The sequence below is a fragment of the Bradyrhizobium sp. JR3.5 genome (assembly GCF_054057015.1).
Genome location: NZ_JBSRYV010000002.1, coordinates 1,688,793 through 1,706,020, shown reverse-complemented (window position 1 = coordinate 1,706,020; position 17,228 = coordinate 1,688,793). Strand labels below are relative to the sequence as shown.

Below are 17,228 nucleotides of genomic sequence, written 5' to 3'. Positions count from 1 at the left end.
CTTTCGGGTTCGTTACTTACATAGGTTAATGTGGCCGAGATGCTGGGAATTCACGAGCTTTGGCTGTTTGTCCTGTCCGGGCTGCTGCTCAACGTCACGCCGGGGCCGGATACCGCTTATATCATAGGGCGTACGATTCAGCACGGATGGCGCGGCGGAGCCGCTGCGGCGATCGGTATCAGCTGCGGCTGCCTGGTTCACGTGCTGGGCGCGGCGATCGGGCTGTCGGCGCTGCTGATGGCGTCGTCCACCGCGTTCCTGGCCGTCAAGTTGATCGGCGCGGCCTATCTGGTGCTGACCGGGCTGCAGATGCTGCTGTCGCGCGCCAAGCCGATCGCGGAGATCGCCGGGCAGGGCGGCGAGACTTCGATCTCACGTGTGTTCTGGCAGGGGGCGCTGACCAACATCCTCAATCCCAAGGTGGCGCTGTTCTTCCTGGCATTCCTGCCGCAATTCGTGGCGGCGGACTCAGCCCACAAGACGCTCGCCTTCCTGGTGCTCGGGCTGATCTTCATCACCGGCGGCACGCTGTGGTGCCTCGGCCTCGCGGCCTTTGCGGCGCGGGCTGCCGGCCGCATCCGGCAATCGACCGGCGTGATCGCCTGGATCAACCGTTCGCTCGGCGCGCTCTTCATCTATCTCGGCGTCCGCGTCGCCATGCTGGAGGCGCGCTAGGTTCTCAGCCGTGGATCTTGAGCAGCGCGCTGCCGGCGAGATAGATGCCGAGCAGGATCATCGAGATCAGGAACCAGCGGCGGAAGACGTCCGGCTGCATCCGTGTGCGGACCGCCTGGCCGACGAACATGCCGGTGAACGACGCCCCCATCGCCACCGCACCCGGCAGCGCGGTGGCCGCGGTCAGCAGGCCCGAGGCCGTGAGATTGAAGGCGAGTGCGATGGTCGCGGTGGTGAAGAAGACGCCGAGCGCCTGCACCAGTTCGTCCCGCTCCATGCCGATCGCCTGCATGAACGGCATCGAGGGAATAACCTGGACGCCGGTTGCCGCCGAGATCAGCCCGGTGATGACGCCGACGATGCCGCCGATCCATGTCTCGTGGCGCCGAGCGACCTTGAAGTTGAATCTGCTCAGGCCGACGATCGCGTAGATCACCAGCAGCGCGCCGAGCACCACGGTGCCGTAGGCTGCGTAAGGACCGGTCAATAGCCCGGCATTGATCCAGATTCCGACCACGGTGCCGAGCATCAGCGGCCACAACCGCTTGAGGATGTCGCGCAGATAGGGGCCGACGAAGGTCTGCCAGATATTGGTGACGATCGCCGGCACGATCACGATCGCGATCGCCTGGCCCGGCGCCATCGTGGTTGCCAGCAGTCCCATCGCGACGGTCGGCAGACCGAGGCCGAGTGTCCCTTTGACGAAGCCGGCAAGTAGGAAGGCGAAAGCGATGAAGATCAGGAGATGGTCGACCATCGCTGCACATTGACCGATCGAGCCGATCGGCACAATCTGGAGGTTACGGAGTTAGCCTTCGGGGTGTCCGAAGGTATGGGGTGGGAAACTTCATGCGGTTCGACCTGATCGACTTGCAATTGTTCATCGCGGTTTCGGATGCACGCAGCATCACCCAGGGCGCGGCGCGCGCAAACCTTGCGCTAGCCTCGGCAAGCGAGCGAATCAAGGGGCTCGAGGAGGCGCTCGGCGTCGCGCTGCTCAAGCGCGGCCGTCGCGGCGTCGAATTGACGGCGGCGGGCGAGAGCCTGCTCGGTCACGCGCGGATCGTGATGCATAATGTCGAGGCCTTGCAGAGCGATCTCGCCGCCTATGCCAGCGGCGTCCGCGCCAACGTGCTGCTGCTCGCCAACACCTCGGGCCTGTCGGAGCATCTGCCGCGGGCGCTGGCGGCGTTCCTGCACGAGCATCCCGATATCAGCGTCGACGTCGAGGAGCGTGAGAGCACCGATATCGCGACAGCGATCGCGAGCGGCGCCGCCGATCTCGGCTTCGCCGCCGAACATGCGCTGCCCGACAGCGTCGAACGCTTCCTGTTCAGCGAGGACCGCCTGATGCTGGTGGCGTCGCGCCGCAGTGATCTCGGCGGCCGCCGCCAGATCGACTTCCAGGAGGTGGTCGGCCGCGATTTCGTCGGCCTCACGGCAACGTCGGCGCTGCAGGTCCATATTTCGCGGCACGCGGCAAAACTTGGTGCGCGGCTGCGCTTCCGCGCCCGCCTGCGCGGCTTCGACGCCATCTGCCAGATGGTCGCCGCCGATGTCGGCATCGCGGTGATCCCGGAAACCGCGGCGCGACGCTGCGCGGCGGCGATGCCGATCACGACGATCCGGATCCGCGACGCCTGGGCCAACCGCCGGTTGACGATCTGCGCGCGCAGCTTCAAGGCATTGCCGCGCGCGGCCAAGCAGCTGGTGGAATATCTGCGGGCCGAAGCGCAGCGCTGACGAAGCCGAGGAGACTGCAATGCTCAGGGTCTGGGGACGGCGCAGTTCGTTCAACGTGCAGAAGGTGATGTGGCTGATCGGCGAGCTCGATCTGGCGCATGAGCACATCGATGCCGGCGGCGCGTTCGGGGGGCTCGATGCGCCGGCGTTCCTCGCGATGAACCCGCATGGCCGCGTGCCCGTCGTCAGGGATGACGACGCGACGGTCTGGGAATCCCACGCCATCCTGCGCTACCTCGCCGCGCGCCACGGCAACGGCCGCTTCTGGTCCGACGATCCCGTCGTCCGGGCGCGGGTCGATGGCTGGATGGACTGGTCGCAAACCGCGCTGCAACCGGATCTTCTCGGCGGCGTGTTCTGGGGATTTTTCCGCACACCCGAGAACCGGCGCGACTGGCCAGCGATTCACAAGGCGCTCGCCCGCTGCGAGCAGCATTTTGCCAAGCTCGAACGCCTGCTCGAAGCGAAGCCGTTCCTGCTCGGCGAGACACTGTCGCTCGCTGACATCACCGCGGGAACCTCGCTCTATCGCTATTTCGAGCTCGAAATCGCGCGCCCGCCGCTGCCGGCGGTCGAGCGCTGGTATCAGAGGCTGCAGCAGCGCCTGCCGTTTCGTAAGCACGTCATGCTTCCGTTTGAGGAGCTGCGCGGCCGGCTCGATTATTAGTCTTACTTCGCCGTCACCGCGCCGGCGTCCTGGATCACCTTCGCCCATCTCTTGATGTCGGCGGCGACGAAGTCGCGGAAATGCTCCGGCGTGTCGCCGACCAGCGTCAGGCCCTGCTCGGCGAGTTTTGCTTTGACCGTCGGATCAGCCATCGCTTCGGTGGCGATCCGATTCAGCCTGGTGATGATCGCCGGCGGCGTTCCGGCGGGCGCGACCATGCCGTACCAGTTCTCGATGATCAGGTCGGGCATGCCGGCCTCTGTCGTGGTCGGCACGTCGGGCGCGGTTGGGGCGCGTTCGCGGCCGCCGAGCGCGATTGGCCGCAGCGAGCCTGCCTTGATCTGCGGCAGGATCACCGGCAGGTCGAGGAAGGTCATCTGCACCTGCTGGCCCAACAGATCGTTTACCGCCGGCGCCGCGCCGCGATAGGGCACGTGCACGATGTCGATCTTTGCCGTCAGCTTGAACAATTCGCAGGCCAGATGCGGCAGGCTGCCGGGGCCGGAGGAGGCGAAGTTGAGCTTGCCCGGCTGTGCCTTGGCGAGCGCGACCAGCTCGCTCATGTTCTTTGCCGGCACGTCGGTGGCGACAACCAGCATCTCCGGCACGGTCGCGACCAGCGTGATTGGCGCGAGATCCGTCAGCGTGTCGTAGGCGACTTTCTCCATGCTCGGGCTGATCGCCAGCGCGCCGGCGCTCGCGATCGCAACCGTGTAGCCGTCGGGGGCGGCCTTCGCGACCGCATCGGTGCCGAGCACGCCGCCCTGGCCGGCGCGGTTGTCGACGATGATCGGCTGCTTCACCAGTTCCGAGATCTTCTGCCCGATCACCCGCGCGATGATGTCGTTCGGCCCGCCGGGCGGGAACGGCACGATCAGCCGGATCGGCTTGGTCGGGAACTGCTGGGCGCTGGCGGTGACGGGCGCGAGAAGCAGGAGAATGGCTGCCAGCAGCCTGCCGCATATCGTCATGTGCGCCGATCCCTGACTTTTCTCGTTGCCGTCAGGATGGGCGCAGATCAATCGCCCGGCAACTCAAGAAATCAGGCGGAGCAAGGATCAGGCGTTGAGCAGCTTCATCGCGGCTTCGTGCACGCGCGGGTCACCGGCTGCGATGATGCGGCCGCCGCCTTGCGCCGGCTTGCCGTCCCAGGTGGTGACGACGCCGCCGGCGCCGGTGACGATCGGGATCAGGCCGGCAATGTCGTAGGGTTTCAGCTCGGTCTCGACCACGAGGTCGAGATGGCCGGCCGCGAGCATGCAATAGGAGTAGCAGTCGCCGCCGTAGCGCGACAGGCGCGCCGCTTGCTCGACGCGGCCGAAGCGGGCGCGGTCATCCGGATTCATCAGCAGCGGGCTGGTGGTGAAGACGGTCGCTTCCTTCAACGAGGCGCAGCGCCGCACCGAGAGCCGCCGCTCGCCCGACGGGCCGGAGTAATGTGCCGAGCCGTTGTCGCCGGAGAAGCGCTCGCCGATATAGGGCTGGTGCATCATGCCGAATACCGGCGTACCTTTGTGCAGCAGCGCGATCAGCGTGCCCCAGATCGGAAAGCCGGCGATGAACGACTTCGTGCCGTCGATCGGATCGAGCACCCAGACATAGTCGGCGTCCTGGCGTTCATTGCCGAATTCCTCGCCGACGATGCCATGCTGGGGGAAGTTCGCCTTGATCAGCCGCCGCATCACGGCTTCGGCGGCCCGGTCGGCCTCGGTGACCGGATCGAAATCGCTCGAGCTCTTGTTGTCGACCGAGAGTGAGGTGCGGAAGAAGGGCAGGATGGTTTCGCCGGATGCGGTCGCGAGGCGGCCGATGAAGGCGGTAAAGTCGATGACCGTCACGGCATGTCCCTGAAATGCGCAAACGACGCGATAGAACCGGATGTGCTCTTGCCTAGCTCAATCCCATGCGGCGCGCACGATTAACGGAGTGTTATCCCAGCCTGATGACCGGTTCCGGACTTTCGATTTGGCTTCGATTCGAAAGTCTGCCCGGCTTCGCGGCGGATCACGAAGTTGCGAGTTCTGGTATACAAGCTATGCGCTGAACGCTGTCCGATCGCGATTTCTTGTGTAAGATATTGATATTCAACATCTTAATTCATCTAGCTGGTCGTGTTGCAGTTTCGCCAGACTTACCAACATTACAGAAGAAATGTTTCGAAAGTTCTTGCGTTTTGTGCAGCGCGGTCGCATATTGTTGCGGTGCGGTAGCGCCTCGCGCTATCGCTGCCCTCCTTGGGCGTTTCCTCCCTAGACTTGGGCCGCTTGTTCATTCAAGCGGCCCTTTTTTCTTTGGGCCGTCATTTCTGCGAGTGAACTGAGAATCCAATTCGGCGCTCATCGCGTCGCCAATTTGAATTCTCGGTTCATGACTTCATCGGCACCACGGGTGGCCGACGAAGGATTTACTCCGCTGCCGCCTGGAACGGGCCGAGATCCCCGAACGGAATTTTCGCGAGCGCATCCGCGAGCGACGCAAAGTCGGTCCAAAGTCGGACTGCCGCCACCTGGACGAAGCGCGGTCCGCGCTCGCGTTGGCGCTCATCCATGTAGACCGCGCGGTTGAGCTCGATCTGCACGGTGTGCAGGCCGCTCGCCGGGTTGCCGTAATGCTCGGTGATGAAGCCGCCGGCATAGGGCTTGTTGCGACCGACCGAATAGCCGAGCGAGCTCATCATCTCCTCGACCAGGTCGGGCAGCAGCGGCGCGCAGCTCGTGCCGTAGCGGTCGCCGATCACGACGTCGGGCCGGCGCGGCTCATCGCGCGAGACCCCGACTGACGGCATCGAATGGCAATCGACCAAAATCACGGCACCGAACGCCTGGTGCGCCTTGTTGATCAGCCGGCGCAGTGCGCGGTGATAAGGCTTGTAGAGCACCTCGATCCGCCGCAGCGCCTCGTCGACGTCGAGCCGCTCGCGGTAGATCTCCTGGCCGTCGCCGACCACGCGCGGGATGGTGCCAAGGCCGCCGGCCACCCGCATCGAGCGCGTGTTGGCAAAGCTCGGCAGCCGCCCGGTGAACATGCGCGGGTCGAGCTCATAGGGCTCGCGGTTCACGTCGACATAGGAGCGCGGGAAGTTGACCCGGATGATCGGAAAGCCGCGATCGCTCAATCCAGCGATCAATTCGTCCATGAAGGAGTCTTCGGAGCGGCGCAGCGCCGCCACGTCGATTCGCGACGCCTCGAGGAACTCGGCCGGGTAGGCCGAGCCCGAATGCGGGGAATTGAAGATGATCGGCGCACGCCAGGCCTGCGGCTCAACGATCTCGAACGGGGGCGACAACTCGCCGGCAAATTCGGTCATTCCCTTGGCGCCGTCCCTTGCGTCCGCCTCGCCCCGCAAGAACTGATTCTGCCGGAAAGGCGGAGATTTATGGGCGGACATTGTCGGTAATCGCGATCATTCTGCCAAGTGAAAAGAGTGTGGCGCGGGCTGGAACGCGTCTTGAGGGCGGCAAATGCCGTACAAGGTTGATTCGATGCGTGGTTCGGTCCACAACTGGCTGGCGCGCATTTGCCGCTGGCTTGACGCAAATTTCACCCGAAATTTACCGTCTGTCGGGCTTACTGTTCGGACTGCTCCTCAAGCCGGATTCGACGATCCCTGCCATGCCGAAAATTCTTCTCGCCGAAGACGACACCGATATGCGCCGCTTTCTGGTCAAGGCACTGGAAAATGCAGGTTTCAAGGTCTCGCCGCACGACAACGGCATGTCGGCCTATCAGCGGCTGCGTGAGGAGCCGTTCGAAATGCTGCTCACCGACATCGTGATGCCCGAGATGGACGGCATCGAGCTGGCGCGCCGTGCCTCGGAACTCGATCCCGATATCAAGATCATGTTCATCACCGGCTTTGCCGCGGTGGCCCTCAATTCCGATTCGGAGGCGCCGAAAAACGCCAAGGTGCTGTCCAAGCCCGTGCACCTCCGGGAATTGGTTAGCGAAGTGAATAAGTTGCTGGCGGCCTAATTCGCCAAAAAACCTTCGCTTTGTATCCTTGCCTGCCCCGCCGCCGTCCGTTATAGGGTCCCGATCCAAACATGGCTTTGGGTGCGTAGCTCAGCGGGAGAGCACTACCTTGACATGGTAGGGGTCACAGGTTCGATCCCTGTCGCACCCACCATCCTTCGCTCGCGAAGCGAGAGAAGGATGCCGCGCCGAAGCCCAAAGGGCGAAGGCGGGCCTTTGGCCGCGAGCTAGGGCTCGGCAAGCCGCGCCATGACGGCGGGCTTCCGATTCAACCCGTCAAACAGCTCGTTCGACGCCGCGCCGGCCCCCACGTTGTCGTCCTGGCGAAAGCAGGACCACCGCATTCAGTGATGAACCGCATCGTGGCCCCGGCGTCGCGCAACAATTGAGATTTGGGGTAATGGGTCCTGGCTTTCGCCAGGACGACACCGAGTGTGCTGCGCGACCTGTGAGTCATAGATCCGCATTCTCGCGACATGATTTGCCCGAGCTTTGCATCTCGTCTCGCCCTCTCTCTTGAAGAGGGCCCAGGGAAAGCCGGCTGCCGATCGCACCCACAAGACCGGTCAGTGCTGCAGGTTCCTGCCGCTCCATGGTGAGGGCCGCGCCGGCGCGGCCGCGGCGCCGACCAGCGGACGCCGATTCCAGTCCAGCACGGAGTCGCTGTGCAGCTGCTCGACGACCCAGAGGAAATAAACCGAGGCGGGAATGCCGATCAGGTCGAAGACGAGCATCGATCCGCTGCCCTGAGTCGTCGCATCAATGAGATGGATCAGCGCGCAGGAGAAGAAGACGCCCGCCAATGCGGCCCCCGACAGCGACCACACACCGGTCGCCAGATAGCGGCGCACCTGATGGTCAGCCAGATACCAGCCGACCAGCCCGTAAGTCACGGTGACGAACACATTGGCTAAGAACGTGGCTGAGGCGACGTCGATCCAGGTGCTAGGCATCGTCGCGCGCGCGGCAAGATCGGCCGACGTGCAAAGGAACGGGATGTTCGCGCCGGGCTGGGCCATCGCCCAGGCCGCCAGCCAGCCCGCCGTGATGGCGAAGCCGCCGACCAGCAACATCGCGCGATGCGGCGAGAGGGCGATCAATCGCTCGCCCTGGCCACCCAATATCGTCTCGAACCGCAGGAACACAAATGTCAAACCTGCCGGCAGCCCGAGCAGGGTGACGGCGAGCATCGACCAGGACACGCTTTCGCCCTGCAGCACCTGGAAGCCGTGCACCAGATGATGCGGGCCGCAGCTCGCAGCCATCATCGAAAATCCGATGCCGAAGCGGGACCAGCCCCGGTAACGATGCAGGCTGACCGTTTCCCAGGCCGACAATATCCCAAGGCCCGCGTAGGCCAGTCCGATTGCCAGATTGCTGAGACCAATGACGAGATACATCACCGCGAGACCGTCGCCTTGGTGCCCATGGGAGCCCCGATGTGATCAAGGAATTCGTCGATGAAATAGTGATGGCCGCGCCGCACCGGTCCTTCCACCGGCTGCGCGGCGTGCAGCGCGCGTCCCGAACTCGGATGCCAGAGTGCCCTGGTCAGCATCGGCGCAATCTGTTCGGCGGCAACCGGCGGCGAAAAGAAATAACCCTGGGCAACGTCGCAACCCATGCGGAGCAGCATTGCGGCCTGCTCACTTCGTTCGACGCCCTCGGCGATGGTGTGCTTGCCCATCGCGTAGGCCAAGGATCGACGATACGATCGCCGTATCGCCGGGCTCGCTGCTGAGACCGTCGATGAAGCTGCGGTCGATCTTCAGGACTTCGGCCGGCATGTCGCGAAGGCGCGACAGCGACGAGTGCTCAGTGCCGAAATCGTCGATCGCGACGAACACGCCGAGCTGCCGGATCTGATCGAGCACCTGGACGACCTCCTCCGGGGCGCTCATCATGACGCTTTCGGTGATTTCGAGACACAGGGCGGTCGGATCGACATTGGTGCTGGCGAGAGTCTGGCGGAGCTCCTGGATGAAGGTCGGCTCCGCGATCTCGCGCGGCGACACGTTCACGGTCATGGCGAGCGGGCAGCCCGGCATCAGCCTCGTCCACTCGGCGAGCTGGCGACAGGATTCCTGCAGCACCTGCCGTCCGATCTTGACGATGAGCCCGCATTCCTCGGCGACGGGGATGAAGTCGGCGGGCGAGATGATGCCGCGCTCAGGATGCCGCCAGCGCACCAGCGCCTCGACGCCGACGACGCGTCCATCTTTCAGGCGGACTTGCGGCTGATACTCCACGAACAGCTGCGATTCCCGTAGCGCCGCCCGCAAATCGGATTCGATTTGAACACGCTTCTCGGCGCGGGCATGCAGCTCGTCGTTGAACTCGGCCAATCGCGCGCGGCCGCGGACCTTTGCCGCGTAGAGGGCGGTGTCCGCCTCGCGCAGCAATTGTTCGGCGCACTTCGTGCCGGGCTTGCAGTGCGCGAGCCCTACGCTTGCCGATACCACGACTTCCTTGCCTGAGAGCAGGATCGGCTCCGCCAGCGCTGCAAGGATCCGCTTGCCGAGTTCCGCTCCGGAGGAGTCCGAGGCGCGCGGATGGAGAACGACCATCTCGTCGCCGCCGAACCGGCTCGCCGTATCGTCCGGTCCGAGACAGCCAAGGATGCGCCGGGCCATTTCGGACAACACCTCGTCGCCGCTGCTATGGCCGAGTGAATCGTTGACGAGCTTGAAGTTGTCGAGATCGACGAACAGAACCGCGATCCGCGCGCCGTCATCGGCCTCGCGCGCCAGTTCAAGGTCCAGCCGCTCGAGCAGCAGGCTGCGCGTCGGAAGTCCGGTCAGCTGATCATGCGCGGCCGTGTGCATCAGGCGTGCAATGACGCCGCGCAGGCGCTCGACCTCCGGGTTAGTTCCAACCGATGGAACGGCCGGATCACGCTCAACGCCCGAGTGCTGTTCCCTGATCGCGGCCCCGAGCCGTATTGAAATATTCGGCCGCAGTCCAACCATCTGCCGATCCCCAATCCACTATAATATCCGGCGACGGTAGGCAGTTTGGAGTTTGCAAAAGGTTGCGTGAAGGCTGCCCGCGACTTTTGCCCGATAACGATTTGCAAGATGGTTACAAATCTACGACAGGCGCGCGGCCCATTTGTTGCGACTTTCGTCGAGGGCCAAATTGCCGCCGTGCTGGCACATGGCCTTTCGGAACGGGCGCCGGGGCCCGGCACGCCTCCCCGGTGAGAACCCCTGTGCTGCCGGGAGCCATCGAAGGCGGCTTGGACGGTGGACTCGTGCGGTCGGGCAAATCGGTGATCGGCATCTCGACGATCACGGCGCCCCGGGGCAATAAAGGGCGCGGAACACAGGATGCACAGGGCTCCTGGCGCGATCACGGAAGGTCGAAGGAGGCATCGCAGTGCTCGATCATATCCTGAAGTTCATGACGCTCGGGACCATCATCGTCGGCGTCACCGCGATCTACACGGCGCTGCACACCAACAACCGGCGTCTGGGAGCCGACATCTTCCTGAGATATTCCGAGCGCATATCCGATTTGCGGCGTCGCCTGCCAACGGCGGCGTTCCATGACGAGGGCGCCGGCGGCGCCATTGAGATGACGCCGGACGAGCGCCGAATTGTGCATGAAGTCATCTTCTCGATCTTCGAGCTCTACGAGCTCAAGGTGCATGGCTTCGTTCCGCCGGGAATCTGGAAGATCAGGGAGCCCGACATCGAACGGGTGCTCTCGCTGCCGGTCTTCCAGCAGGAGTTGGCGGTCGTGCAAGGCAGGTTCGCGAAGCATCCGCGCTTTGCGGCATGGCTCGACCAGATCGGGCAAGCCAAGGCATAGCTGGGCGGCGCCCGATCGAGGAACGCAGGCTGCGCCGCTGGTGTTGCAGGTGCCGGCGATCAGGCTCGCCCCGCCGGCATGGCGGGCGTGTTCACCGACGAATATGATGAGCCATTGTTACTTTCGTCATCTCGACGTTCACATGAAAATGCCGCAGCGTGCCACAACATGTGCGCCTCGTGCGGCGCGCGTGTTCCGTTCCCATCGATCGCATTCACGTCGCACGTGGTGGAATGCCGCATGATTAGGCAAGCGTCTTCAGGCGCGGTCGACGCGAATCCCGTGCGCGGGATTCGCGATGTGTCATGTACCGTGCTTAAGTTGCAGCGCTCTCCCGACATTCATTTCGTCTCAGCGCGAAGATCGAGAAGATTTTCTGAAGACTCCGCAATGATGCGTTGCCCGATCGCATCGCACGAACGCAATTTTGGATTTCTTCAAAGCGCGCGTTGCCGCCGCTCTGGTTCTCGCACAGATTGTTCTTTAGATCAGTCAGGCCGAGCTTCCGGGCCGAAATCCGGCAACGACGCGACAATGATGAATGCCATGTGTGAGCACGACTGCCGCAGGACCCATCGGCCCTATCAGGAGCGGCCGGTGTAAGCGGGTGATGTCCGCATCCAAAAATGCTGCTTCCTTGTCCGCCAGAAATTCGCCTGCCCGCCAGAGGCCGGCGACGCAACCTTGGGAATGCGCCCCCGTTGAGACGACGTTCGTCGTTTGCGACAACGGGGCACGGAATGACATGCCAGAAGACGACAATGCGCCGGCGAGCGCCGCCAAGCTCCTCGAACAAGTTCCCCTGCCACGCGAGCCCCGTAACATCAGGGACATAGTCCCGGCGGTACCGCGGCTTTTCACGACACGGCCTTATCCGCCATCGGAGCAGTTCGATGTCTGGAAAACGCGCATGGCCTCGCTGATCGACGTCGCGCTGCCGGACGACCACGACCCTGCACAGGGGTTCGAGGTGGAGTATCTGACCTGCAACATGGCCGATGTCATCTTCACATCCGGACGCATTGCCGCTCAAACATTCGCGCGCGCCGCCGAGCCGTCACAAGGTGCGCCGGTCGATATCTGGTGGCTGTTCCGGGTGCGCTCCGGCGAAGCCCGCTTCGAAACCGCTGGCCGGCAGATTCAGGCCGGGCCCGGCGCGATGTTCCTGATCTCGCTCGACGACGATTTCTGTGGCAGCATCACGGACTATGAAGGCCTGGTGCTGGCTCTGCCGCGCAGGTCATTCTTGGACGTCGCCGATCAACTCAATGATGCCTGCAACATCCTGCTCTCCGGCAATCTGATCGAGCTGTTGACCGATTATCTCGACAGACTCGAAACGCGCGTCGTCCTGATGTCCCCTGAGGAACTGCGGCAGGCAGGGCGAGCGACCGCGCAGATGATCGCCGCATGCGTTCAGCTGTCCTCGGACCGGCTGGAGCAGGCGCGCGGTGCGATCGAATCGGTGCTGTTCGAGCGTGCACGTCTCTATATAGAGACGCATCTCGGCGACTTCGATCTGACGCCGGATCGCATTGCGCAGCAATTGCGGATCTCGCGCTCTGCCCTCTACCGTGCATTCGAGAGCGTCGGCGGCGTCGCCGGTTACATCCTGCGCAAGCGGTTGCGTGCGGCGCAGGCAGAACTCGTCGCGTCCAACGACAGGCAGGTGCAGGAGATCGCCTATCGTCATGGCTTCAAGCTGGCGTCGGATTTCACCCGCGCGTTTCGCCGCGAATTCGGCGTGAGTCCGCGCGAGATGCGTGAACGCGTGCGCCGCAGATCAACTGCCGGTTGAAGATGTGTGGAATACCCCACGGTGCATCGAGCAAATCGTTCAACTTGTGAGACGATCTGCGCGCTATTTGGACGGCCTGCTGAGTGACGTTGGCGAAATTGTGTCTATCATTTTTGATATGACGACTCGGGGCACATTGATGGGGCAGTCGAGCGAGCGCTGGGTGGCAAGATGCGCTCGTTGAGTTCGACACATCGTTGGCCAGGACCGGAAGGCCGGCGCAGGTTGCGCGGTCCTCATATCTCCACATGTGGTCCCAAGGGACACGCATGTCGGCACAGTCCGCGGCATGGCACCCCCGACGTCTGGACCAGATGTCACAAAGGGGACGCACCATGGTTGTCGTACGCAACTCAACCGAATCGCTGAAGCGTCAAGGCTGCACCGGCTTCGTCCGGAGCTGGGTCGCATCGGGCGATGCGGGCAGCCGTTCGCTGCGGCGCCGGCTGATCGCGGTGCTGCGACAGGCGCATCGCAGGCTCGGCGTGAAGCGCGATCGGCTGGGGCTTGGTTCGCTCGGCGCTGGCGGAGCGGTCGGCGCGCTGCTCGTCGTCATGGGGATCATGATCCCGCAGGCGGCGTTCGCGCAGGTTGCGATCGGCAACGGTGTTTTGAGCAACCCCGCCAACTGCACCAATCCCACCGCTGCAACGGCAGGCAGCACGGCTATTGGTTGCGGCGCCCACGCTGCCGGCGCCACCGCAACCGCCATTGGCGCTAATACCAATGCGAATGGCCAGAACTCCCTGGCGATAGGCGATTCGAACAGCGCGACCGGCGATGGTTCGATCATCGTGGGCTATTCCAACTCTGTGAACGGCCTCAATGCGATCGGTATGGGTGTGTTTGCGAATGCGACCGGCACCAATGCTCTCGCCATAGGTGGGAACGCGCATTCCACCGGTGACGGATCCTCATCCTTCGGCGTCAACACCACTGCAAATGGAGTGGGTGCCTTGGCGCTGGGCTCGACGGCGAGCGCCTCTGGTGGTGCCTCGATCGCGATCGGATTATCCTCCGCTGCCTCATCGCCAAATGGTTCGGGTACGGCAATCGGGGTCAGCTCCAAAGCAAACGCCGGAGCCGGCGGCGGGTCTCCGATCGCCATCGGCACGAATGCCAATGCCAGCGGGACCGCGCCTGCCGGCTTCACGTTCGAGGCTGTTGCGCTTGGCACCGGTTCCACCGCAACGGGGGCTTGGTCAACCAGTGTCGGCCCAAGCGCTTCAGCGACGGGGACAGGAGCCAGCGCTTTCGGCACGTCGGCCACGGCGTCGGCAAACCAGGCCACCGCCATCGGTAATGGAGCGAAAGCCTCCGCGGTAGGCAGCGCATCCTTGGGATACCTTGCCAATGCGAGCGGCAGCAACGCCGCTGCGATCGGCATCCAGTCGGTCGCGTCGGGTACCAGCTCGTTGGCGGCCGGCAACCTCTCCAGCGCGTCGGCGGATTTCGCCGTGGCTCTGGGCAATCAGGCACAGGCGCTGAGCACCGGGGGCTCGGTCGCAATCGGATCGGGCGCGATCGTCAACAGTGCCGCGACGGGCGGCATCGCGCTTGGCAACAATGCGGCATCCGCCGGCATCAGTTCGATCGCGACCGGCGTTGGAGCCAGTGCCGCCGGCACAAGTTCGCTGGCGATCGGCACTTCCTCAAATGCGAGTGCCGCCGCCAGCACGGCGGTTGGCAACACAGCCGTTGCCAGTGGCATAAACGCCTCCTCGTTCGGGTCTGGAGCGAATGCGATAGGAGACAATTCTCTCGCGGCCGGCGTCAGCGCCAGCGCCAGCGGAATCGCCAGTACCGCACTCGGCATCGGCGCCAAGGCGTCGGCTGCAAGCGCCATCGCTATCGGTAACAATGCCGCGGCCAGTTCCGCCAACGCGGTGGCCTTGGGCACCAACGCGGTGGCGGCCGGCGGCCAGGCGGTCTCGATCGGCGCGAACAACACCGCCTTTGGCAACGGCGCGGTGGCGATCGGCGATCCCAGCTATGCGAGCGGCACCGGCGCCTTCACCGGCGGCGCGAACAACATCGCCAACAGCGACGGTACGGCCAGCGCCACCGCCGCCAACCAGGCCAACGGCGCCGTCGCGATCGGCAACAACAACAAGGCGATCGGGCAGGGCTCCGTGGCGCTCGGCAATGGCTCCACCGCGGGCGCGGCCGGTCTCGCCGGGAACGTCGCGCTGGGTGACGGCGCAACGGCGGCGGCAAAATCCGGCGATGTCGCACTCGGCTCCGGCAGCGTCACGGCTGCCGCGGTCGGCACGCCAAGTGCGGTGATCAACGGCACCACCTACACCTTCCAGGGCACGACTCCGAGCTCGACGGTGAGCGTCGGCGCACCCGGTGCCGAGCGCACCATTACGAATGTCGCCGCCGGGCGGATCAGCGGATCTTCGACCGACACGATCAACGGGTCGCAGCTCTTTGCGACCAACCAGGCTGTCGACGCCATTGGTACCACCGTCAACAACATCAACAATGGCGGCGGCATCAAGTATTTCCACGCCAATTCGACGCTGGCCGATTCGTCTGCCGCGGGTACGAACTCGGTTGCGATCGGCCCGGTGTCGACCGCCACCGGCGCCGGCTCGGTGTCAATCGGCAATGGCGCGACCGCCGCCAATGCCAACGATATCGCGCTCGGCTCGGGCAGCCAGACCACCACGGCGGTCAACACGCCGAACACGGTGATCAACGGCACCACCTACAGCTTCGCCGGCACGACAGCGACCTCGACCGTCAGCGTCGGTGCGGTCGGCGCCGAGCGCACCATCACCAATGTTGCGGCCGGGCGGCTCAACAACGGGTCGACGGATGCGGTCAACGGGTCGCAGCTGTTTGCGACCAACCAGGCTGTCGACGGCCTCGCCACCACCGTCAACAACATCAACACCGGCGGCGGCATCAAGTATTTCCACGCCAATTCGACGCTGGCGGATTCCTCCGCCGTGGGCACCAACGCCGTTGCGATCGGGCCGGTGTCGACCGCGACCGGCAGCGGCTCGGTGTCGATCGGCAACGGTGCGACGGCCGCCAACGCCAACGACATCGCGCTCGGCTCCGGCAGCCAGACCACCACGGCGGTTGGCACGTCAGGCATCACCATCGGCACCACCGCCTACAGCTTCGCCGGCACGAATCCGCTCTCGACGGTCAGCGTCGGCTCGGTCGGCAGCGAGCGCACCATCACCAATGTCGCGGCGGGGCGGGTCAGCAACGGCTCGACGGATGCGATCAACGGTTCGCAGCTGTTTGCCGCCACTTCAGCGATCGATAGTCTCTCGACCGTCGTCAGCAACGGCCTGACACATTACTATAGCGTCAACGACGGTGGCACCCAGCTGGCGAACTACACCAACAACGGTGCGACCGGTGCAAATTCGATGGCCGCCGGCATCGCCGCGTCGTGTCGGCAACAGCGGCGAATTCCACCGCGCTCGGCTTCAACACCCAGGCCACGGTCGCCGACGGCGTCGCGATCGGATCGGGATCGATCTCCAACCGCGCGATCGCGCCGGCTTCCGGCACGATCGGCGGCACCATCATCCCCTACAACACCACCGATCTCGCGCTGCTCGGCGCGGTGTCGGTCGGCAATGCGACGAGCTATCGCCAGATCGCCAATGTCGCCGACGGCACGCAGTCGAGCGACGCCGTCACCGTGCGGCAGCTGACCGGCGCACTGTCGTCGTTCGCGACCACGACGACGAAATACTTCCACGCCAATTCGACGCTCGCCGACTCGCTCGCGGTCGGAAACAATTCCGTCGCGGTGGGACCGCAGACCGTGGTCAACGGTGACAACGGCATCGGCATGGGGTTTGGCGCAACCGTGGCGCAGACCGCGCCCGGCGGCATCGCGATCGGCCAGAATTCGGTGTCCAACTTCGCCGACTCGATCGCGTTCGGAACCAATGCGCAGGCCAGCGGCATCCAGTCGGTTTCGATCGGCGCCGGAGCCCAGACCACCAACCCGACCAGCGTTGCGCTCGGCCCGAATGCCAAGGCGACGGCGCAGGCCGGCGACGTCTCGCTCGGTGCCAATTCGACCACCTCGACGGTGGTCAAGACCACCAGTACCACGATCGGCGGCACCACCTACGCCTTCGCCGGCACGGCGCCGACCTCGACCGTCAGCGTCGGCAGCGCCGGGGCGGAACGCACCGTCACCAACGTCGCCGCGGGCCAGATCAGCGCGACCTCGACGGACGCGATCAACGGCTCGCAGCTCTGGGCCACCAACACCTCGCTCGACGCTCTCTATACCACGGTCAACAACATCTCGACCGGCAGCGGCGGAATCAAGTATTTCCACGCCAACTCCACCGCGGCGGATTCGTCCGCCACCGGCGCGGAGAGTGTCGCGATCGGACCGCAATCGGTCGCAAGCGGCGCGAACGCAGTGTCGATGGGCAACGGCTCGGCCGCATCGGGCGCCAACTCGGTCGCGATCGGCGCCGGCGCCAAGGCGACTTCGGCCAATTCGCTGGCGCTCGGCGCGAACTCGACCACCACGGCCAATCTGAGCGATGCGGCCTATACGCCCGTCGT

At 64.5% G+C, this 17,228-nt stretch carries 11 protein-coding genes, 1 tRNA gene and 2 pseudogenes; 8 read left to right on the top strand and 6 right to left on the bottom strand.

What is annotated here, in order from left to right; all coding sequences use genetic code 11:
- The first annotated feature begins 39 nt into the window (after positions 1-39).
- Positions 40-675: a LysE family translocator gene (locus tag ACVWW1_RS24950; protein WP_176529111.1), complete on the top strand. Its 636-nt coding sequence runs from the start codon at positions 40-42 to the stop codon at positions 673-675.
- A 4-nt stretch (positions 676-679) separates the two neighbouring features.
- Here the strand turns inward: ACVWW1_RS24950 and ACVWW1_RS24945 are convergent, their stop codons facing one another.
- Complete coding sequence (locus ACVWW1_RS24945) at positions 680-1,432, bottom strand: sulfite exporter TauE/SafE family protein (RefSeq protein WP_456657774.1); 753 nt, start codon at positions 1,430-1,432, stop codon at positions 680-682.
- A 92-nt stretch (positions 1,433-1,524) separates the two neighbouring features.
- Here ACVWW1_RS24945 and ACVWW1_RS24940 point away from each other — a divergent pair, with 92 nt between their 5' ends.
- Entirely contained in the window at positions 1,525-2,418 is an 894-nt protein-coding gene (locus ACVWW1_RS24940; protein ID WP_176529113.1) for a LysR family transcriptional regulator, read from the top strand.
- Between the two features lie 19 nt (positions 2,419-2,437).
- Positions 2,438-3,085, top strand: coding sequence for a glutathione S-transferase family protein (locus ACVWW1_RS24935; protein WP_456657773.1), 648 nt, complete (start codon positions 2,438-2,440; stop codon positions 3,083-3,085).
- A 2-nt stretch (positions 3,086-3,087) separates the two neighbouring features.
- On the opposite strand, the gene ACVWW1_RS24930 is transcribed toward ACVWW1_RS24935, so the two are convergent.
- The 3 genes from ACVWW1_RS24930 to ACVWW1_RS24920 form a co-directional block, all read right to left on the bottom strand.
- Entirely contained in the window at positions 3,088-4,056 is a 969-nt protein-coding gene (locus tag ACVWW1_RS24930) for a Bug family tripartite tricarboxylate transporter substrate binding protein (protein ID WP_456657772.1), read from the bottom strand.
- Between the two features lie 87 nt (positions 4,057-4,143).
- A complete protein-coding gene (gene hisN / locus ACVWW1_RS24925) occupies positions 4,144-4,923 on the bottom strand; it encodes a histidinol-phosphatase (RefSeq protein ID WP_173638708.1) in 780 nt (259 codons plus the stop codon).
- Between the two features lie 566 nt (positions 4,924-5,489).
- Positions 5,490-6,392, bottom strand: coding sequence for an N-formylglutamate amidohydrolase (locus tag ACVWW1_RS24920; RefSeq protein WP_456657771.1), 903 nt, complete (start codon positions 6,390-6,392; stop codon positions 5,490-5,492).
- A 305-nt stretch (positions 6,393-6,697) separates the two neighbouring features.
- Here ACVWW1_RS24920 and cpdR point away from each other — a divergent pair, with 305 nt between their 5' ends.
- Together cpdR and ACVWW1_RS24910 are read left to right on the top strand one after the other, a co-directional pair.
- Entirely contained in the window at positions 6,698-7,057 is a 360-nt protein-coding gene (gene cpdR, locus ACVWW1_RS24915; protein WP_092123795.1) for a cell cycle two-component system response regulator CpdR, read from the top strand.
- Positions 7,058-7,136: 79 nt separating this feature from the next.
- Positions 7,137-7,211, top strand: a tRNA-Val gene (locus ACVWW1_RS24910).
- 412 nt (positions 7,212-7,623) lie between these two features.
- Here ACVWW1_RS24910 and ACVWW1_RS24905 read toward each other — a convergent pair.
- Together ACVWW1_RS24905 and ACVWW1_RS24900 are read right to left on the bottom strand one after the other, a co-directional pair.
- Positions 7,624-8,457 (bottom strand): hypothetical protein, encoded by an 834-nt coding sequence (locus ACVWW1_RS24905; RefSeq protein ID WP_456657770.1) that lies wholly within the window; start codon positions 8,455-8,457, stop codon positions 7,624-7,626.
- Positions 8,457-9,882: pseudogene (locus tag ACVWW1_RS24900) on the bottom strand (putative bifunctional diguanylate cyclase/phosphodiesterase). The gene ACVWW1_RS24905 and the pseudogene ACVWW1_RS24900 overlap by 1 nt, the downstream one beginning before the upstream one ends.
- A 553-nt stretch (positions 9,883-10,435) precedes the next feature.
- Here ACVWW1_RS24900 and ACVWW1_RS24895 point away from each other — a divergent pair.
- From ACVWW1_RS24895 to ACVWW1_RS24885, 3 genes and pseudogenes are all read left to right on the top strand, one after another.
- Complete coding sequence (locus ACVWW1_RS24895; protein WP_207832972.1) at positions 10,436-10,870, top strand: hypothetical protein; 435 nt, start codon at positions 10,436-10,438, stop codon at positions 10,868-10,870.
- 550 nt (positions 10,871-11,420) lie between these two features.
- Positions 11,421-12,668, top strand: coding sequence for a helix-turn-helix domain-containing protein (locus tag ACVWW1_RS24890; RefSeq protein WP_456657769.1), 1,248 nt, complete (start codon positions 11,421-11,423; stop codon positions 12,666-12,668).
- A 335-nt stretch (positions 12,669-13,003) separates the two neighbouring features.
- A pseudogene (locus ACVWW1_RS24885) lies at positions 13,004-17,169 on the top strand (beta strand repeat-containing protein); the annotation flags it as partial.
- Positions 17,170-17,228: the final 59 nt, after the last annotated feature.